The sequence below is a fragment of the Pedobacter sp. Bi126 genome (genome assembly GCF_918698245.1).
Lineage (GTDB): Bacteria > Bacteroidota > Bacteroidia > Sphingobacteriales > Sphingobacteriaceae > Pedobacter.
This window is the reverse complement of record NZ_CAKKMS010000001.1, coordinates 491,806-512,627: the sequence shown is the minus strand read 5'-3', so window position 1 is coordinate 512,627 and position 20,822 is coordinate 491,806. Positions and strand designations below refer to the sequence as shown.

The 20,822-nt window shown below is 38.4% G+C and carries 15 protein-coding genes; 12 read left to right on the top strand and 3 right to left on the bottom strand.

Features of this window, described 5'->3' with window-relative positions; genetic code table 11:
• Positions 1 to 34: 34 nt before the first annotated feature.
• From cobA (LQ201_RS01940) to LQ201_RS01890, 11 genes are all read left to right on the top strand, one after another.
• On the top strand, positions 35 to 805 hold the full coding sequence (cobA, locus tag LQ201_RS01940) for a uroporphyrinogen-III C-methyltransferase (RefSeq protein ID WP_086545364.1): 771 nt from the start codon (positions 35 to 37) through the stop codon (positions 803 to 805).
• Positions 789 to 2,300 (top strand): TSUP family transporter, encoded by a 1,512-nt coding sequence (locus LQ201_RS01935; protein WP_230143910.1) that lies wholly within the window; start codon positions 789 to 791, stop codon positions 2,298 to 2,300. The genes cobA (LQ201_RS01940) and LQ201_RS01935 overlap by 17 nt, the downstream gene beginning before the upstream one ends.
• A gap of 2 nt (positions 2,301 to 2,302) precedes the next feature.
• Positions 2,303 to 3,001, top strand: a complete 699-nt coding sequence (locus tag LQ201_RS01930; RefSeq protein ID WP_230143912.1) for a phosphoadenylyl-sulfate reductase — start codon at positions 2,303 to 2,305, stop codon at positions 2,999 to 3,001.
• Between the two features lie 129 nt (positions 3,002 to 3,130).
• On the top strand, positions 3,131 to 4,036 hold the full coding sequence (gene cysD / locus LQ201_RS01925; protein ID WP_057932867.1) for a sulfate adenylyltransferase subunit CysD: 906 nt from the start codon (positions 3,131 to 3,133) through the stop codon (positions 4,034 to 4,036).
• Between the two features lie 147 nt (positions 4,037 to 4,183).
• Positions 4,184 to 5,434 carry a sulfate adenylyltransferase subunit 1 gene (locus LQ201_RS01920; RefSeq protein ID WP_029275049.1) on the top strand — a complete coding sequence of 417 codons (1,251 nt, stop codon included), beginning with the start codon at positions 4,184 to 4,186 and terminating at the stop codon, positions 5,432 to 5,434.
• Between the two features lie 380 nt (positions 5,435 to 5,814).
• Entirely contained in the window at positions 5,815 to 6,825 is a 1,011-nt protein-coding gene (locus LQ201_RS01915) for a bestrophin family protein (RefSeq protein WP_230143914.1), read from the top strand.
• Between the two features lie 75 nt (positions 6,826 to 6,900).
• Positions 6,901 to 7,368, top strand: a complete 468-nt coding sequence (locus LQ201_RS01910) for a hypothetical protein (RefSeq protein ID WP_230143915.1) — start codon at positions 6,901 to 6,903, stop codon at positions 7,366 to 7,368.
• Positions 7,369 to 7,764: 396 nt separating this feature from the next.
• Positions 7,765 to 8,559, top strand: coding sequence for a uroporphyrinogen-III C-methyltransferase (gene cobA, locus LQ201_RS01905; protein ID WP_029275052.1), 795 nt, complete (start codon positions 7,765 to 7,767; stop codon positions 8,557 to 8,559).
• A 375-nt stretch (positions 8,560 to 8,934) separates the two neighbouring features.
• A complete protein-coding gene (locus tag LQ201_RS01900) occupies positions 8,935 to 10,347 on the top strand; it encodes a glycogen synthase (RefSeq protein WP_230143916.1) in 1,413 nt (470 codons plus the stop codon).
• Positions 10,348 to 10,355: 8 nt separating this feature from the next.
• The gene (locus LQ201_RS01895; RefSeq protein WP_230143917.1) at positions 10,356 to 11,624 is read left to right on the top strand and encodes a glucose-1-phosphate adenylyltransferase; all 1,269 of its coding nucleotides are present in this window, start codon (positions 10,356 to 10,358) and stop codon (positions 11,622 to 11,624) included.
• A 580-nt stretch (positions 11,625 to 12,204) separates the two neighbouring features.
• A complete protein-coding gene (locus LQ201_RS01890; RefSeq protein ID WP_230143918.1) occupies positions 12,205 to 13,989 on the top strand; it encodes a glycoside hydrolase family 15 protein in 1,785 nt (594 codons plus the stop codon).
• A gap of 241 nt (positions 13,990 to 14,230) precedes the next feature.
• On the opposite strand, the gene LQ201_RS01885 is transcribed toward LQ201_RS01890, so the two are convergent.
• From LQ201_RS01885 to LQ201_RS01875, 3 genes are all read right to left on the bottom strand, one after another.
• The gene (locus tag LQ201_RS01885; RefSeq protein WP_230143919.1) at positions 14,231 to 16,420 is read right to left on the bottom strand and encodes a bifunctional alpha,alpha-trehalose-phosphate synthase (UDP-forming)/trehalose-phosphatase; all 2,190 of its coding nucleotides are present in this window, start codon (positions 16,418 to 16,420) and stop codon (positions 14,231 to 14,233) included.
• An 85-nt stretch (positions 16,421 to 16,505) separates the two neighbouring features.
• Positions 16,506 to 17,861, bottom strand: coding sequence for a PAS domain-containing sensor histidine kinase (locus LQ201_RS01880; protein ID WP_230143920.1), 1,356 nt, complete (start codon positions 17,859 to 17,861; stop codon positions 16,506 to 16,508).
• A 67-nt stretch (positions 17,862 to 17,928) separates the two neighbouring features.
• The gene (locus LQ201_RS01875) at positions 17,929 to 19,299 is read right to left on the bottom strand and encodes a sigma-54 dependent transcriptional regulator (protein WP_167293586.1); all 1,371 of its coding nucleotides are present in this window, start codon (positions 19,297 to 19,299) and stop codon (positions 17,929 to 17,931) included.
• A 181-nt stretch (positions 19,300 to 19,480) separates the two neighbouring features.
• Here LQ201_RS01875 and LQ201_RS01870 point away from each other — a divergent pair, with 181 nt between their 5' ends.
• On the top strand, positions 19,481 to 20,725 hold the full coding sequence (locus LQ201_RS01870; RefSeq protein ID WP_230143921.1) for an efflux RND transporter periplasmic adaptor subunit: 1,245 nt from the start codon (positions 19,481 to 19,483) through the stop codon (positions 20,723 to 20,725).
• Positions 20,726 to 20,822: the final 97 nt, after the last annotated feature.

Here is a 20,822-nt window from a genome sequence, read left to right as displayed (position 1 = left end):
TCTAGTCATTCAAAATTCAATAATTAAAAAGAACATGGTTAATCAAAATAAAGAATCAAAAATAACCCTTTTAGGTGCAGGTCCTGGAGATCCTGATTTATTGACATTGAAAGGAGTTAAAGCTTTGCAAACTGCTGATGTGGTTTTGTACGATGCATTAACCAACGAAGCTTTATTGGAACATGCTCCGGCAGAAGCCATTAAAGTTTATGTAGGAAAACGTTCAGGTGAGCATTCTTATCCTCAGGATACCATCAATAAATTAATGATCGATTATGCTTTAAACTACGGTCACGTAGTGCGTTTAAAAGGTGGCGATCCGTTCGTTTTTGGCAGAGGATATGAAGAGTTGGATTACGCAGCTTCATACAGCATTCCGGTAAGTGTAATTCCGGGTATTTCGAGTTCTATCGGTGTACCAGGTTTGCAACAGATTCCGGTTACACACCGCGGCATGAGCGAAAGCTTTTGGGTAATTACCGGAACAACCACTTCTGGAGAAGTTTCGGCAGATATTTACCAGGCTGCACATTCGAATGCAACTGTTGTGGTACTGATGGGACTTAAAAAATTACCTAAAATTGTGGAGATTTTTAAAGCCGCAGGTAAACACCATTTACCAACCGCAGTGGTTCAGAACGGATCGGCAGAAGATGAAAGATTGGTTGTTGGCGTGGTTGAAACCATAGAAGGTTTAGTGCAACAAGAAAATATTAAGGCACCTGCTTTATTAATTTTTGGAGAAGTTGTATCATTACATCCATCATTTAAGAAATTAATTAAACAATATGCAAGTATTGCCTAACCAACCTGATAATGCAGCATCTTTTTCTGAAGAAGAAAAAGGTAACCAGCTCTTTCCAGTTTTTGTAAAGCTGAATAAGCTGCGTACATTATTAATTGGTGCAGGAAATATTGGGCTCGAGAAATTAACTGCGATCGTAAATAATAGCCATAGTGCCACCATTACGATTGTTGCAGAGTTGATATCACCAGAAGTTTATGCGCTTATCGCAAATTATCCGCTGATAAAAGTTAAACAGAAATGCTTCGATGTAGATGATCTGAATGACATTGACATCGTTTTCGCGGCAACCAATAACAATATTTTAAATGAAGAGATCAGAAAGGTGACGCATGAGCGTGGCCTCTTGATCAATGTGGCAGATAAGCCTGAACTGTGCGATTTCTATCTGGGATCGATTGTTCAAAAAGGTGATTTAAAGATTGCCATTTCTACAAACGGCAAATCGCCAACCATAGCCAAACGTTTAAAGCAGATTTTAAACGAAGGTTTACCTGCGGAACTGGATGAAACCTTGCAGAACATGAGCGCTTTGCGCCAAACTTTAAATGGCGATTTTTCTGCAAAGGTTAAAAAACTGAATAAGGTTACCCAAAGTTTAATTAACCCTAAAAAAAGTTTTGCCGAACAAAATATTAAATGGCTAATCTGGGCGGCCTCAGTTTTACTAATTGGTGCTATCGGGTTTTCTTTGTGGAATACCGAACCAGAATTTCAGGCTTTTTTAATCCATATAGATCCACTATTCTATTGGTTCTTAGGCGCGGGATTTGTGTTCGCATTAATTGATGGTGCAATTGGCATGTCTTATGGTGTTACTACTGCGTCGTTCTCATTAGCGATGGGTTTACCTCCTGCATCGGCAAGTATGGCCATCCACATTTCTGAGGTAATGAGCAATGGAATTGCAGGCTGGATGCATTACCGTATGGGTAACGTAAACTGGAAATTATTCAAAATTTTAATCCTTCCTGCCATAATCGGAGCAGTTTTAGGTGCCTATATCCTTTCTTCATTAGAGCATTATAGTGCTTATGTTAAGCCTATCGTGGCGGTTTATACCTTGTTTTTAGGTGGAGTCATTTTAATGAAAGCTTTTAATGTAAAAAGAAAAAAAGCTGATCAAAAAATTAAAAAAATTGGTTTATTGGGCTTTGTTGGTGGTTTTATCGATGCTGCCTTTGGTGGTGGCTGGGGTTCAATCGTATTATCAAGCTTAATTGCAGGTGGCAGGCATCCATTGTTTTCTTTGGGTACGGTAAAAATCAGCCGCTTTTTTATCGCCACCTTAAGTTCGCTTACCTTTTTTACCATGTTAGGTGGCAAACACTGGGAAGCTGTTGTGGGCTTGATTATCGGTAGTGCAATCGCATCACCAATTGCCGCAAAAGTATCGAACAAAATATCTGCAAAAACCATTATGGTTGCCGTGGGGATTATTGTAATGATTGTAAGCTTACGCAGTGTAATTATGTTTATTTTAAAATTAATTTAGTAATGGAGAACCTAGAGGAGATAAAAGCAGCACTGGCAGGTTTAACTACAATTGATAAACTGAAATTTTTGGCTGATAAATATGCCGACCGTATTATATTTTCGACCAGTTTTGGCTGGGAAGATCAGGCGATTACGCATTTAATTTTTTCAAATAATATTCCGATCAAGGTTTTTACTTTAGAAACCGGACGTTTGTTCCCAGAAACTTATTACGTTTGGAACCGAACCCTGGAAATTTATAACAAACCCATTCACGCCTATTATCCACAAAATGAGCTGTTACAGGATATGGTAAATACAAAAGGCCCGAGCAGCTTTTACGAGTCGGTAGAGAATAGGAAAGAGTGCTGTTACATCCGTAAAATCGAACCTTTAAAAAGGGCATTAAAAGGTAATGAGATATGGGTAACAGGAATCAGGGCCGATCAAAGTGCTAACCGTGAGGATATGCACGATTTAGAATGGGACGAAGGTAACCAGTTGATTAAATTCCATCCCATATTCGATTGGACTTTAGATGATGTGAAAACCTACATTAAAGAAAACAACATTGTTTACAATACCCTGCACGATAAGGGTTTCCCGAGTATAGGATGCGCCCCATGTACAAGAGCAGTACAACCAGGCGAAGATTTTAGGGCCGGAAGATGGTGGTGGGAAGACCAGAGTAAAAAAGAATGCGGTTTGCACGCTACTTAAGGTATAAGGCGGAAGGCTAAAAGGTAGAAGGTTTATATTTCTTATTCAATGAAATGTTGGAACATCCCAACATTCAAACCTTCCAAACATTTTTAACAACAATAACAACAGCAAAGACAACATTTGATAATGAGTACATATAACTTTGATTATTTAGATGAACTAGAGGCCGAGGCCATTCACATTTTACGTGAAGTAGCAGGTCAGTTTGAAAAACCAGCCTTATTATTTTCGGGTGGAAAAGATTCAATTACTTTAGTTCGTTTGGCAGAAAAAGCTTTCCGTCCTGGGAAATTTCCTTTTCCTTTAGTCCATATTGATACAGGCCATAATTTTGAAGAAACCATCACTTACCGCGATCAGATGGTGGAGCGAATTGGCGAAAAATTAATCATCGGTTCAGTGCAAGAATCAATAGATCAGGGGAAAGTTGTGGAGCAAACCGGTAAAAATGCCAGTAGAAATGCTTTGCAGACCGTAACCTTGCTTGATACCATTGCAAAATACCAGTTTGATGCCTGCATCGGTGGTGCGCGTAGAGATGAAGAAAAAGCAAGGGCTAAAGAACGTATTTTCTCTGTTCGTGATGAATTTGGCCAATGGGATCCAAAACGCCAACGTCCTGAACTCTGGAACATTTACAACGGTAAAATCCACAAAGGAGAAAATATTCGTGTATTCCCCATCAGTAACTGGACAGAATTAGATGTTTGGAATTATATCCGCAGAGAGAAAATAGATCTGCCAAGTATTTATTTCTCGCATGAACGCGATTGCATTACCAGAAATGGACAGCTGATGGCTGCTTCACCATTTTTAAATATGGATGATGAAGATGTGGTAGAACGTAAACAGGTTCGTTTCCGTACCGTGGGCGATATGTCTTGTACTGCCGCGGTAGAATCGGATGCGACTTTGATTGATGATATTATTTCTGAAATCAGCGCTTCTAAAATTTCAGAGCGCGGTGCCCGTATGGATGATAAAGTTTCTGAAGCCGCAATGGAAGACAGAAAAAAGGGAGGATATTTTTAAAGAGTATTCAGTCGTAAGTATCAGGTAGCAAGTTGGCAATGAGCTTTAATACAGATACTAGACATTGATACACTAATTAGTATGAAAGTTTTTAAGGCGCATTTAAGTCTTAATACTTGATACTTATATCTTAATACTAAAATTAAAATGAACATATTAAAATTTTTCACAGCAGGCAGTGTAGATGATGGTAAAAGTACCTTAATCGGCCGTTTGTTATACGATACAGATTCTATTTTAGCCGATCAATTAGAAGCTTTACAGAGCTCTAACCGCAAAAATGATGATGGAACAATAGATTTAGCCATTTTAACCGATGGTTTAAGGGCAGAGCGCGAGCAAGGTATTACCATTGATGTAGCTTATAAATACTTTCAGACCGAAAAACGCAAATTTATTATCGCCGATACACCTGGCCATATTCAATATACAAGAAACATGGTTACAGGCGCTTCTACAGCCAACCTGGCCATTATCTTAATCGATGCCCGTAACGGCGTGGTAGAACAGACCATCCGTCACTCGTATATCGTTTCCTTATTGGGTATTAAACATGTAGTGGTTTGTATCAACAAAATGGATATGGTCGACTATAGCGAAACCGTTTATAGTGCCATCATAGAGAAATACAAAGTTTTGGCGCAGCAATTAAAACTTGCTGATGTAACCTATATTCCGGTTAGTGCCTTAAAAGGCGATAACATTGTGCAAAATTCAGGTAACATGGATTGGTATGAAGGAGAGAGCTTGTTACATTTCTTAGAGAAGGTTGATACCGACAATTTAGATAAATCGCAATTAGCCCGCATGCCGGTACAGTGGGTAATACGTCCGCAAACTGAAGAATTGCACGATTATCGTGGTTATGCCGGGAGGGTACTAAGTGGTACTTTTAATTTAAATGATAAAGTTACTGTATTACCTAGTGGTGCGAGTTCTACTGTCGAGAAAATTGAATTTTTTGATCAAACACCCGATGCAGCTCACGCTGGCCAGTCAGTTATTATTCACTTAAAAGATGATGTAGATATTAGCCGTGGCGATACCATTGTTAATGCTTCGGCATTGCCGCAGGAATCGAAGCTGATTGAAGCAGACCTTTGTTGGATGGATGGCCGTGCGCTGGATACTTCCATCATGTACAATATTCAGCACAATAGTAAAATCACGCGTTGTAAAATCAGCGAGATTCTGCATAAAGTTGACATCAATACACTTGAAAAACATGCTGCTGACGAATTTAAATTGAATGATATAGGTCGAGTGATTATTAAAACCGCTGATGCTTTAGCTTTCGATTTATACGATGATAACCGGGCAAATGGTTCAGCCATTTTAGTCGATACGCGCACAAATTTAACGGTTGGCGCTTTAATGTTCAGGGCAGCAGTAGAATAAAATAGATAATGGAGGATGGAAATTGATCAATGACCAATAGCGAAAGCTTCAAGGAATATAGAAAATCTTAATCTTCTTAATTCCTTAATGGTGGAAAAATTGATGATGAAAATGGTGAAACGATAAGGTCTTTATTTCAGTTTATTGATCCTGAAATCATACAATCCTGAAAATCTTACAGTAGAGAACCACAACCAAATATAATAATGAAGACTTTAGGTTTTTAATCTAAAGTGAAAGCAATTTCAGCGGGGCGCCAGATAGGGTAGCCCCGTTTTTCGTTTGGTGATTTTTTTTAAACGTTTTTAAATATAGGCGCTTTAAATTTTTTATACCTTAGTTCAAATCACTCAGCTAATTTTCCGAATAAACCAAAAACTATGCACGCTGGAAAGAAATATACCTTTTTCGAATTTATTGTATGGACCCGACGAGATATTTACCGTTTAACCATTCTTGCCATTATCCCTACCGTACTTTATCATTTTTGTAAATTCACCTTTCTCTCCATTTCATGGGTTCCGGTAGCACTTTTAGGTACCGCTGTTTCCTTTATCATCAGTTTTAAAAACAATGCCAGTTATTCGCGACTTTGGGAAGCCAGGCAGATTTACGGCGGGATTATCAATGCAAGCCGTGCTTTCGGGGTGATGGTGCGCGATTACTTAGCATCACAAGATAAAAAAGCAGATGTTCAGATCATTTTTTACCGCCATTTTGCCTGGTTAACAGCCTTACGGTTTCAGTTAAGAGAGCCGAGAGCCTGGGAAAACGCAAACGATCCCCGTAATATTGAGTACGCCAGATTGTACCATGTTTCCGAAAAAACTGATAAGTTAGAAGATAGCTTATCGGAATATCTTTCGACAGATGAATTGAAGTACATTTTAAGTAAGAAGAATAAAGCCACCCAATTAATGGCTTTGCAATCGAGCCACATTAATAAGTTAGCAACTGCCGGAAACTTGTCCGATTTACAATTACAGTCGTTGCAAAATTCTATTACCAGTTTTTACGATAATCAGGGTAAAGCCGAAAGAATTAAAAATTTTCCTTATCCACGCCATTTTTCATCAATAGCCACTATTATGTTAAACCTGTTTGTGTTTTTGGTGCCCTATGGTCTATTAAACGAATTTAACAAATTGGGCAATGGTACTTTGATTGAAGGTTATTCCATTTGGTTAAACGTTCCATTTGCGATTTTACTCACCTGGGTTTTTAACTCTTTGGATATTGTGGGCGAAAGTTCTACAAATCCTTTTGAAGGAAGTGCCAATGATGTGCCAATTACCAATATCTCGCGGACAATAGAAATCGATATGAGGGATATGCTTGATGAAACTGATCTGCCTCCAGTACTAACACCCGAAAATAGTATACTGATGTAAATTCGCATTATGGAAATGATGGAAAATAATCATCGTATTTGTATATTGATTATAAAACAATAAATTACAATTACCATGAAAAGAAACATCCTTTACCTTGCTTTGGCTGCAATCCCTTTTGCTTATGCCTGTACCCAAAATAATAAAACAGCTGGCGCTAAAACTAAAACCGATTCTGTGGTTAATGAGAACTGTTATGCAGCAGGTTTTGAAAAAGACAGCGCTGCCATGAATGTGAAAATACTGGCCTCTGGTAAAGTTACAGGTTCTTTATTGGTTAATTATGCCGAGAAACCGCATAACAACGGTACCATAAACGGAAAATTTAACGGCGATACCTTACTGGTAGATTACCGTTTTAAAACTGGCGAGGATACCGTAAAAGTTTACACCAACCCATTGGCATTTTTAAAGAAAGATGGAAAACTAATTATGGGAGTGGGACAAATAGAAACCACACTTGGCAGATCTTATTTTGTTAAAGATAAACCCATTAATTTCGAGGCTGGGAAGTTTATTTTTCAGGAGGTTGATTGTAAGTAAAACCTGATGCTGTGATAAAATGGAAATTACTGGTCTTAGCGTCTCGCTAAGATTAGTGGTTAGTGTTTGTGGTGGCGATACATGAAATTATTCGTTCAATTTGTCATCCTGTCCGAAGGACTCCTGTGGAGAGCGGAGTCGAAGGACCTTTTAATAGATCCTATGTTTCACTATTAAGATTCTTCACTGCGTTCGGAATGACAACCAATTCCATGTTGGTGATTTAAAAACATATACGTTCCCTATAGGATAAGTCTCTCATTAAAGCCCAGATCCCTTAAATCAACACCCACTAAAAAGCTAAATAAAATTATTTTAAAATAAATTACTACAATTCCCATAGACTTTATATATTTGTATTATTAACAAACGTATAACGAGCTTAAATTATCTGTTATGATTTTGAATAAAGTAGAAAAAGCGAACATTGAACCAAGAATTACTTTAATAGGTGCAGGTCCTGGCGACCCGGATTTATTTAGTTTAAAAGGTGTTAAAGCATTAAAGACAGCTGATGTTGTTTTATATGATGCAAATGTGAACGAGGCTTTATTGTGTCATGCGCCAGATGGTATACCGAAAGTTTATGTGGGCAAACGTTCAGATGATGAATCGTTTTCTCAGGATGCAGTTAACAAATTGATTGTTGATTACGCTTTAAACTACGGTCACGTGGTACGTTTAAAAAGCGGCGATCCGTTTTTCTTTGCAAAAGGATACGAAGAAATAGATGCTGCAGAATCGTACAGTATCCCCACCGAAATTATTCCGGGTATTTCGAGTGCAACCGGTGCGCCAAGTTTGCAAAAGATCCCGATGATTTATAAAGATTTGAGTGAAAGTTTTTGGGCAGTAACCGGAACAAACTCAAAGGGTGAAATCTCTGAAGATTTATACATCGCAGCAAAAACGAAAGCAACTATTGTTGTTTTAAACGGAATTGAAAAAGTAAAAGAAATTGCTGCTATATTTCAGGCAGAAAATAAAAACCTTTTGCCAGTAGCGGTAATTCAAAATGGTTCTACACCAGAAGAAAAAATTGCAGTTGGTATTGTTGATACGATTGCTGAAATTGTTGAAGATAAAAGAATAACTGCCCCGGCTTTATTGGTTTTTGGAGATGTAGTATCATTACACCCGCAGTTTCAGCCAATCCGCGATTTTTACGAAATTATCGCCGAAGAGTACTAAGATATTTTTTAACCAAAAATATATTTGTTTTGTTGTTAAAAACCGCTTATGGATTTAAGCGGTTTTTTTGCGTTTAGTAGAAGGAGCCCCTGTGTTTCTAAGCCTGATTGAAGCGAAAGCCCGGAGCGCAGCGAGGAACTTGTAGCGGAAAGCAGGGCTGTAGGCCGCCACAAAGAACTGAATATTCACTTTCTCATAAAAAACGCTGCAGGTATCTACAAAATCAGCGGGAAACCATAGGCATCATTCTCCCGCCGATATGAGCTAATTATGCTTAATAAAAACTTAAAACAATCAACTAAAAATATAATTTTCATTATTTGCAAAACTCAAAACAATTAGTAACTTACTTAGGTTATCTACACCAAATATTTGATGGAAATTATACATATAAGCGCCGAGTGTTACCCAGTTGCAAAGGTTGGTGGTTTAGCCGATGTAGTAGGGGCCTTACCAAAATATCAGAATAAATTAGGCCACATTGCCAAGGTGGTTGTTCCTGCGTACGATACTAAATTCATTCGCGAAAGCGAATTTGAAGTAACTTACGATGCATGGGCAAACTACGGTAATCACCACTTTCAGTACCGCATTTTAAAAGAAAAAACCAATAAATTAGGCTTTGATTTATACGTGATCCATATTCAGGGCTTAACCGACCGCCCAAATGTATATGGTTATAGCGACGATACAGAAAGATTTGTGGCTTTCCAGATTGCTACACTTGATTGGATTGTACAATGGGAGCACCGCCCGGATGTGCTTCATTGCCACGACCACCATACAGGCTTAATTCCGTTTATGGTTTCAAATTGCGTAAAATATAAAGCAATTAGCGGTGTCCCGACGGTTTTAACCATTCACAATGCGCAATACCAAGGTCAGTTTGGCTGGGAAAAATTATATTATATACCTGCATTCGATTTGTGGAAAGGTGGTTTACTAGGTTGGGAAGATGCCATTAACCCTTTAGCATCGGCCATTAAATGTGCCTGGAAGGTAACTACGGTTTCGCCAAGTTACCTGGATGAGATGATGAACAATGCCCGTGGATTAGAAAGTTTGTTAAGACAAGAGCGCTGGAAATCGGTAGGAATATTAAATGGAATCGATAGTGAGGTTTGGAATCCGGAAACGGACCCGATGCTGGGCAAAGGTTACAATTTAAAAACAGTTGAAACTGGTAAACTGGCAAACAAAACAGCCCTCTGTGATGTTTTTCAATTAGATCCGTCTAAACCACTATTTACTTTTATCGGTAGATTGGTTGATGAAAAAGGTGCCGATTTATTGCCAGATATTTTTTACACAGCTTTGCAACAGCATGGCGACAACATCAATATCCTGGTTTTAGGATCAGGCGATAACTGGGTGGAAGGCCGGTTAAATCAGCTGAAAGACATTTTTACTGGTAAATACAATGCTTACATTGGTTATAATGAGCAGGTTTCGCACGAAATGTATGCTGGTGCAGATTTTCTGATCATGCCATCGAGAGTGGAACCTTGTGGTTTAAATCAGCTTTATGCGTTAAGGTATGGAACTGTTCCTATTGTTCGCCGGATTGGTGGATTGAAGGATACGGTAATTGATATAGGCGACGGAGGTTTTGGGATTTGCCACGATCAAACGAGTATTTGGGATGTTACTCATGCCATTAACCGTGCTGTTGAGTTATATAACGATAAAAAGGCTTTTAAAGCAGTGAGAAAAACAATGATGAAGATAGACCATTCGTGGGATAACGCAGCATTAAATTATATAGAATTATACCAAATATTAAAATAAGCTTAAACATGACTGACAAAGTTTTAGGCGTTATCCTTGGCGGTGGCCAGGGCTCTAGATTATCGCCGCTAACACAAACACGTTCTAAACCGGCAGTTCCAATTGCTGGTAAATACCGATTGGTGGATATTCCGATTTCGAATTGCTTAAATTCTGGAATTCATCGAATGTTTGTGTTAACCCAGTTTAATTCAGCATCCCTAAACAAACACATTAAAAACACATATCACTTTAGCCATTTTAGTACGGCCTTTGTTGATATTTTGGCGGCTGAACAAACTGTACAAAACTCAGGTTGGTTCCAGGGTACAGCAGATGCTGTTCGTCAGTGTATGCATCACATTGTTTCGCACGAATTCGATTACATTTTGATTTTATCCGGCGATCAACTGTACCAGATGGACTTTAAGGATATGATCGAAAAACATATCGAAGCCAATGCAGAAATTACCATTGCTACTATTCCGGTAACGGCAAAAGATGCAACAGATTTTGGTATTTTAAAGGCCGATGATGAAAACATGATCACTTCTTTCATCGAAAAACCTAAAACTGGTTTAGAAGAATGGGTTTCGGATACTGGTGCTGAAATGCAGGGCGAAGGACGTAATTTCTTAGCTTCAATGGGTATTTACGTTTTCAACCGCGAGTACCTGATCAATATCTTAAATGAGAACGAAGAAGAAAAGGATTTTGGTAAAGAGATTTTGCCCAGAGCAATTTCTCAGAGCAGGGTTTTAAGCTTTCAGTATGAAGGTTATTGGACCGATATTGGAAATATTTCATCTTTCTTTGAAGCCAATTTAGGTCTAACGGATGAAATTCCTAAATTTAATATGTTCGATAGCAACCATGCTATTTTCACCAGGGCACGAATGTTGCCTCCTTCAAAAATTTCGGGTACCACTTTGGATAAAACCATTATCGCTGAAGGCTGTATTGTTCAGGCCAGCAGAGTAGAGCATGCTGTTTTAGGGATCAGGTCTAGAATCGGACAGGATACAGTAATTACCAATGCCTATATTATGGGGAGCGACCGGTACCAGACGCTTGAAGAAATTCAGGAAGAAACCAATAAAGGGAATTCATTAATTGGTATCGGAGATCGCTGTCACATCAATAACGCTATTATTGATAAAAATTGCCGTATAGGAAATGATGTTAAAATTAATGGCGGCGATCATTTGGAAGACGGAGACTTTGAGCTTTATGCCGTTAAGGATGGTATCGTGGTAATTAAAAAAGGTGCTGTTGTACCTAGTGGAACAGTAATTTAAGATAATCATTATTCATTAACTAGGCCAGTCGCGATTTTTCGTGGCTGGCTTTTTTATTGCCCGACTATCATTCTGAGTGTAGTGTTCCAAAGGAACTCCTTCGGAGAAGAATCTTTTATCAGACCGCTAAGGTTTTAAAAATAAGCCGTTTTAAGAAACTACCAACTGAAAACTGCAAACTGGAAGCTGAAGATTGCAAACTGATTTGGGCGTTACCCTAATCCCGATGAATCGGGAAAGGGTCGGGCTTTTCAGGGCTGCGCTTTGCTCCGGTACCGATGAAGGATCTGTACTAAACCCTTACAATCCCTAACGCGGATTTATAGCGTATCATCAGACTTCAGAAGTTCTCCGTCGTTATGGCCCCTTTGAAACTTCGGAAGTCTTTGCTAAATAAACCTGATAGCAAAAAGCCCACAATGAAGCAAGGACTTGCAGCGGTAGCAGGGACTATCGCCACCGAAATGTACAGAACCCTGCTTTTCAAAAAATAAGTTCTTAATCGTTTTAACGGCTTTTTGACATTTCTCCCTAACATTTTTCCGATCGGCTTGTTAGTAAATAAACAAAATTATAGTCTATGGCCGAACAGCACCTTTATCAAACAGGAATTATAGGAAATTGCGCTTTCATTGCACACGTAAATAAAAACACTGATATATCTTGGCTTTGCTGGCCACGTTTCGATAGCCCTTTTGTATTTGGCAGTTTATTGGATGAGAAAAAGGGAGGAGAGTTTTCGATTTTACCACAGGGTGAATTTACCTCTAATCAATATTATATTGAAAATACCAATGTTTTAAGGACGGAAATTACCGCTGAAGACGGGAAATACCGGATTACGGATTTTGCACCACGTTTTCACCTGTACGATCGCTATTTTAAACCGTTAATGTTCATCAGAAAGATCGAACCTTTGGAGGGGAACCCGCGCATTACTATCAAATGTGAGCCGGTGTGCGATTATGGGAAAGGTAAAATGAAGTCGAGTAGGGGCAGTAATCATATTGATTATCTGGGTTGTGATGAAAATATCCGCTTAAGTACCAATGTATCACTTACTTATATTTTTGACGAAAAGGCATTTGTACTTAATGAGGCCAAGTACCTCGTTATGACTTATGGCCAAAATTTAGAGGCTCCCGTGGTAAGTACCGCCGAAAATTTTTTGCGGGAAACCATTGCCTATTGGCGATTATGGATTAAACACTCGTCAATAGCGGGTTTTTACCAACCTTTTGTAATCCGATCAGCCTTGGTGCTGAAAATCCATCAATATGAAGATACCGGTGCAATTATAGCAGCAAGTACCACTAGTTTACCAGAATCGCCGGGCAGTACCCGAAACTGGGATTATAGATATTGCTGGTTAAGGGATTCGCACTATGTATTAACGTCATTGAACCATATTGGCCATTTTGAAGAAATGGAGAAGTATTTTAATTACCTCTCTGATATTTCGCATGCTGAAGATACACGCTATCAACCCCTGTACGGTATTGCAGGAGAAAGGGAAATTACCGAGCATACATTAAATCATCTGGAAGGTTACAAAGGCGAGCAACCCATTAGAATAGGAAACCAGGCCTATGAACACATTCAGAATGATATTTACGGTCAGGTTTTAATTTCGATGTTACCACTTTATACCGACCACCGTTTTGTTTTTTCCGAACGTAGCGATTCGGTAAAGTGGATTGAAAGTGTGCTTTCTAAAATTGAACGGACAATTGATGAAAAGGATGCCGGAATTTGGGAATTCAGAAATATTGCCAATGTACATTGTTATAGTAACCTATTTCAATGGGCAGGAGCACAGGCTGCTTTAAAAATGGCTAAAACTATTGGTAATGAGGATTTCGAGAAGCGTGCGGAGATTTTGATTGATAAGGCTGCGGCGCACATAGAAGCCTGCTACGATCCGGAAAGAAAGGTTTATACCAATGCGGTTGGAAGTCCACATTTAGACGCGAGCACCCTACAATTGATCATGATGAATTATTTGGATCCGGCTTCAGATCGGGCGAAAGATCATTTAATCGCTTTAGAAAAGGAGTTGAAAACGGAAGATGGGCTATTTTACCGTTACTTACATGCTGACGATTTCGGTAAGCCAAAAACAACATTTTTAATCTGTGCTTTTTGGTATGTGGAAGCTTTGGCCTGTGTTGGCCGTACGGATGAAGCGATTAAGGAATTCGAAAATATTATTAAATATTGTAATCACCTTCTTTTGTTCAGTGAGGATGTTGATGCTAAAACGGGTAGCCAATGGGGTAATTTCCCTCAGGCTTATAGTCATGTGGGTTTAATGAATGCGGCTTATCGCATTGCAATTAAACTGGATAGGCCGATATTTTTGTAGGAATAGGGTGGATTACAACAAAAAAGCTTTGACAACTTTTATCTGCACACTGCATGTTAAAGTTGTCAAAGCTAAATGTCTATGGAGACACAGACCTTGGCATTAATTTTATAATAAATTCGTCATTGCGAAGTATGAAGCAATCTTAATGCGCACGCTGTAGCGATCGTTGTAAGATTGCTTCGTCGGCTGAAAGAGCCTTCTCGCAATGACGATTTATTTAGTGAAAATGTAGGTTGCATTAACTCCGGCCTACAAATTCTTCTTTTACTAAGCTCCAAAGCAGTTTTCGCACTTCATTAAAATCATTTAGGTAATATTTTGCTTCCGAAATGTTGTTGCCAACTTTAATGGTAAAAGCGTCATCTGGTAATGCCCTGAAAATATCTTCGTCGGTATGGTCATCGCCAAGAGCCAAAATAAAATCTGGTTTTTTATCGTACAACCAGTTAAGGGCAGCCTTGCCTTTGTTAACCTCCATATTTTTAAACTCAATTACCTTATTGCCCGGCATAAGTTGCAGGCCTTTATCTGCAGCTAAGATTTTCATATGGCTGATAATTTCATTGGCCCTTAATTCGCCAAGCCCTTCTTCTGCTTTCCGATAATGCCAAACCAGTGAGTAACTTTTTTCTTCAATAAACGATCCTGGGGTACGGTCTGTATAAGTTTCCAATAACGTTTTTATTTCTTGTTTCCACTGGTCGGTTAAAAGTGGCAGGCTGTTCCATTTATCTTCGAACGATTTTTGCCAGGCACCATGTTCTGCAATCATATCTACCTTTAGGTGTCCAAACCACTTTTCGAGGGTTTCATTTCGTCTGCCACTAATAATAACCACTTTATTTGCCTTATCGAGTGTTAGGTTCTCAATCAAATCGTACAATTCGGCATCTGGCGAAGCGTCGTCAATATTTCCGGTAAAATCTACAAGGGTACCGTCATAATCTAAAAATAGCACACGATTTTGCGTTTGCGCATATTTAGTTACTATTACTTCATTAATAGCATTTACTGCATGTTTTGTTAATAACGATTTTTGAGAATCTTTCACTTCGTTTAATCTTAAAATAAAATTGTTAACCCAATGTTTAACATTGAATTTTTCTACAATTGCACGCATGGCTTTCATACGCATTTGTTGTTCTGATGGCGACATTTTAAGCGCTGTTACAATAGCCTCCATAATATCACCAATGTTATTGGGATTTACGATTATGGCATCAGTTAATTCTTTGGATGCTCCCGCCATTTCACTTAAAATCAATACACCATCATTATTGTTTCTGCTGGCTACATATTCTTTACTTACCAAATTCATTCCATCGCGCATAGGCGTAACCAAACAGATATCTGCTGTGGAGTAAAGGGCCGATAGCACTTCAATAGGGAAGGAGCGGTAAAAATAATTTACCGGAATCCAATTCATTGAACGGTACCTCGCATTTAAATTTCCAACAAACTGATCAATCTGATCTCGGAGTTCGCTATATTTTGGTACCGTATCCCTGGAGGGCACAACAATCATAAAAAGCTCGATTTTGCCAATATACTCTGGGTGGATCTGAAGCAATAGCTCTAAAGCCTTTAATCTTTCTAATATGCCTTTGCTGTAATCGAGCCGATCGATAGACAAGATTACTTTCATATCTTCTTTACCTGTCCTGAAATAGTCGATCTCTTGTTGCACTCGTTCAGTTGCTGGTAAACCTGAAAATTTATCGAAATCAATTCCCATTGGAAAAGCTTCCACAACAATTTGTCTTTCGTTACTGCTGAGTATGTTTGATGATGAGTTTACAGGGAGCAAACGTGTTGCCGTACTAATAAAATGGCGAACATCATCAAAAGTATGGAAACCGATTAGATCGGCACCAATTAAGCCGTTCAATAGTTCTTCGCGCCAAGGGATTAAACGGAATATTTCGTATGATGGAAAAGGAATATGCTGGAAAAAACCAATCGTAGCATTTGGGAGTTTTTCCCTTAAAATGCCAGGAAGAAGGAGTAACTGGTAATCTTGGATCCAGATTTTATCTCTTCTGTTAAGTACCTGCATGGCACTTTTTGCAAATTTCTCATTAACGGATTGATAGCAATCCCAATAACTTTGTTCGTAATGGGCGTAGGTAACAAGGTAATGAAATACTGGCCATAATACTTCGTTTGAGAAACCTTCGTAATATAAATTGATTTCGTTTTGAGTAAGGTAAACTGGGTATAGGTTTAACGCGGCAAGTTTTTGAGTAACTTCTTCCTGACGTTCTTCTGGTACTTCTATGCCAGGCCAGCCGATCCAAATGGAATTGCCTGATTTATAAACGTCTCCTAATCCTGTGGCAAGGCCGCCCTCACTTGGAATAAGGGTGTATTCGTTGTTTTCTTCAATGATTTTAACGGGTAGTCTGTTCGATATTATAACTGTCTTCATGCTTGTATTTGATGTATCCACATCATTAAAAGCATATCAAAACTGGTTTTGTTTGATTTTTTAGCTCAAAAAAACATTCAAATGATTAAACGTAATTAAATACCAGAGAAAAAGTGCTGCCATTATCTGGCATTGAAACAACTTCTATGCTGCCTCTATGCATTTTCATAATGTTGCGGCTAATGGTCAATCCTATTCCTGATCCATTTTTCCTGGTGGTATAAAATGGAACAAAAATCTTTTCAAGATCACTGGCATCGATGCCTTTTCCGTTATCGGTAACATCAATATATAGCTTAGTGTTTTCTAAACGGTAATTTACGTTGATATGTGGGTGTTCTCTGTCCTCTACAGCATAAATACTATTGGTAATGAGGTTGATCAGCACTTGTTCAACTAATTTCAGATCGAGCTGAATGGTGATTTTTGAAGAGGTTTGTTCTACATCCAGTACCACATTTTTAACTTTGGCAAATGGCTGCATCAATACCTTAATGTGTTTCAGTATTTCACCAATGGTATGCGATTCGAGGTTTGGTGTAGGCAGCTCGGCAATTAGGCGATAATCCTTTACAAAATCTAAGAGGCCAGAAGATCTTCTTTGTATGGTTTGTAATGCCGTTTTCAGGTCGTCCATTTCATCTTCTGTAAGGTTCTCTTTATCAGTTACCATCCTGTTGATCGTATCCGATAATGAACTTATGGGAGTAATTGAGTTTAAGATCTCGTGTGAGATTACACCAATTAATCTATTCCATGCTTCCGTTTCTTTTTGCTCAATTTCGTCTTTAATGTTTTGGAAACTGATAATGGTATAATTGTTTCCGTAAAGATTTAACGGAATAACTTCGGTAGATAATTGAATCAGTTTATCCTGGATTTTCAATTCCAGAAACCTTTTTCCACCCGATAAGATCTGCTCTATTTCCGCTGCAAAGGTAGGGAGGTGTTGCTTTACCCTGTGCCAATACTTATACGCCGGAATACCTAAAAGATTTGAAGCGGCCTGATTAAAAAATGCAACCTCTTCATTCTCTTCCTGATTGGTATTATTTACCACGATTACACCAACGGGAACCTGTTCCAAAATGGTTTTAATCAGCTGAAACATCGCTTCCTGTTCCAATCTGATCTGTTTATGGACCTGTAAAATATCGCTAAACGATTCGTATAACTCAGGGAAACTGCCTTTCGTTACTTTGTTTTTAAAGTTTAAGGTATGATCTCTCGTTTTAACGGCTAAAATGAAACGGTTGATATCTGATCGGATCTGATTGATATAGTAATAAAGGGAAATAATCGTACCCAATAAAATTAAAGCTACGCCAATGATGGTAAACCAAAGCTGGGTATTTTTAATCAGGTAAAATAGGAGATAGCCCAACAGATTGATAACCAACAGGCGAAATATTAAACGGAAAGTAAAACGTTGATAAAACATGTTTTTAATGCTGAAAGCTTAACGGCGAAAGACTAAAGCTTTAAGCTCTGGTCTTTCAGCTTTCAGCTTATATTCCAAATTTCTCGATTCTTCTATACAGTGCAGCCCGTGTTAAACCGAGTTCTGCCGCGGCTTTTGATATATTTCCTTTGTGTTTGTCAATTGCTTTCTGCACCATCATTTTTTCCATATCCTCAAGTGCCATTTCATCTGGTATGGCGTTGTTCTGTGCGTAGCGCTGCGGACTTAATTGCAAATCTTCTTCTGCAATATCGGCACCATCGCTCATAATAACGGCTCTTTCTAAAACGTGCTGTAACTCACGTACATTTCCTGGCCATTTATACTGTAAAAGTGCTTCTTGGGCCTTATTACTTAGTTTTCGTATGTCCTTATGGTATTTTGAACTAAAAACCTGCATAAAATGATTGGCCAAAAGTAGAATATCTGTTCCGCGTTTACGTAAGGCTGGTAATAAAAGCTCAACAGTATTAATACGGAACAGTAAATCCTGCCTAAATGTATTTTTAGCTACCATTTCATTCAAAGGCATATTGGTGGCCGTTATTAAACGGACATTCACCTTGCGTTCTTTACTTTCACCTAAACGGGTAACTGTACGGTTTTGCAAAACGCTTAAGAGTTTTGCCTGAAGTGGTAATGTTAAATTTCCAATCTCGTCTAAAAAGATCGTTCCTCCATCGGCCAGTTCAAAGCGACCGGGTTTATCTTCTTTGGCATCGGTAAAAGCACCTTTAGCATAACCGAATAATTCGCTTTCAAATAAATTTTCGTTTAACGAGCCTAAATCAACATGCATAAACACCTGGTTTTTCCTTTGCGAATTACCATGGATTTCATAGGCAAAAACTTGTTTTCCCGTTCCGTTTTCTCCCAGAATAAGCACATTGGCATCAGTAGGGGCTACTTTTAAGAGCGTATTCTGTAATTGCTTTATTTCATCTGCCTGCCCAACAATATTCTCAAAACCACGGGTAAGGTCTTTTTGGAGCGACGAATGTATTTTTTCTAGTTTCTTTACCTTTTTGGTCGATTCGCGAAGTTTAGATGCCGAAGAAATGGTGGCAAACAGCTTCTCATTTTCCCATGGTTTCAGAATAAAATCGGTTGCTCCTTTTTTAATCGCCTTTACTGCCAGTTCAACATTGCCAAAAGCAGTCATTAGTATTACAACATAATCTTTATCAATCGATAAAATATGTTCTAGCCAATAAAGACCTTCGCGGCCATCACTTGCACCTTTTTGGTAATTCATATCAAGCAGAATGATATCAATTTCATTTTTGCTCAATAAAACATTGATCTCTTTAGGCGATTTACAGGTAATTACCTGCTTTACCTGCTGCTTTAGAAACAAACGGGCACTGAGCAGGATATCGTCATCATCATCGATAATTAAAACTGTGGCGTCTAGCATAAAGTTAAATTTGATGTGCTAAAGTAATAAAACTGTCCGCTCCCGCACACGAACTGTCCGATAACGAACATATGAAAATAGTAAAAACTTTTAAATTACTGATTATTAATGTTTTAATTGTGTTTGTGGCTTTTGGCACAAGCTTGGTTATTAGTGATTCCAAACAGTACAACCGAACACAATGGATAAGAAAATAGAGAAAAAAAGATTTAGCACTAAAACCCTGTTGATTATAGGTGGAGCAATTGCTTTTGTGGCAGTTGTAATTTATGGCTATACTTTATCCCTCAAAAAAGTTTACAGTGCAGATGCCGATAAATTAACCATCAGTAAAGTAGAATATGGAGATTTTGAAGATGTAGTGTTATTAAATGCCAGTGTAGTTCCGTTAACTTCGGTAATTGTAAGTTCATCGGAAGGTGGAACAGTTGCCGAAATTTTTACAGAAAATGGTGCTTCGGTAGTTAAAGGAACCCCACTACTAAGAATCTCCAACTCAAATGCCATGTTGAGTTATACTTCAAGTCAAACAGCAGCTACCGAGCAGATTAACCAGTTGCGGAAATCGCGGTTGGATTTAGAGCAGAATCAAAGGGTTTTAAATCAGGATGTTTTAGATGTAGAAAATAGCTTAAGAACAGCAACCCGTCAGTATAGATTAGATAGCTCACTATTTTCTAAAAAAGTAATCACACTTCAGGAATTTAATAAATCGAATCAGGATTACGAATATTACCAGGGTAAACTGAAAATTGTGCGTCAAGCGATTAAACAAGAAAATCAAAGCCGTAAGATGCAATTGGCTCAAATCGATCAATCCATGGGGCAAATGAACGAAAGTTTAGAGATGATCCGTAAAAACATCGAAAATATGACCATTAAAGCACCTGTATCTGGTAAATTATCTTCTTACGATCCGGTAATCGGAAAATCTTATAACTCTAACGAAATGATCGGAAAGATTGACGTGTTGCAGGGCTATAAGCTTCAGGCAGGAGTTGATGAATATTATATCAATCGGGTAAAAGAAGGACAAACCGCTAACTGTGAGTTTAATGGTAAAACTTATAGCTTAACCGTAAGTAAAGTAATCCCTGAGGTTACAGCAGGTCAGTTTCAGGTAGAAATGGTTTTTAAGGGTGCAGCACCTGAAGGTTTACGTCGCGGATTATCGTTACAAACAAAATTAACCTTATCTGACAATAGCAAATCGCTGCTTCTTGCCCAGGGACAGTTTTTCCAGAGTACAGGCGGCTCTTGGGTATTTGTAGTAAATAATGGTAAAGCCACCAAGAAAAACGTTAAAATCGGGCGGAAAAATTACTTGTACTATGAAATATTGGATGGTTTGCAGAAAGGCGACGAAGTAATTACTTCATCTTACGATCAGTTTAACCAATACGATCAGGTGGAGATTAATAAATAAAGCGGATGGCGTTTGGCGCCAATTAACCGATTAACAAATTAGACAATAATAAAATCAGTCTTGATACTTGATACTAACTACATGTACAAGATACTAA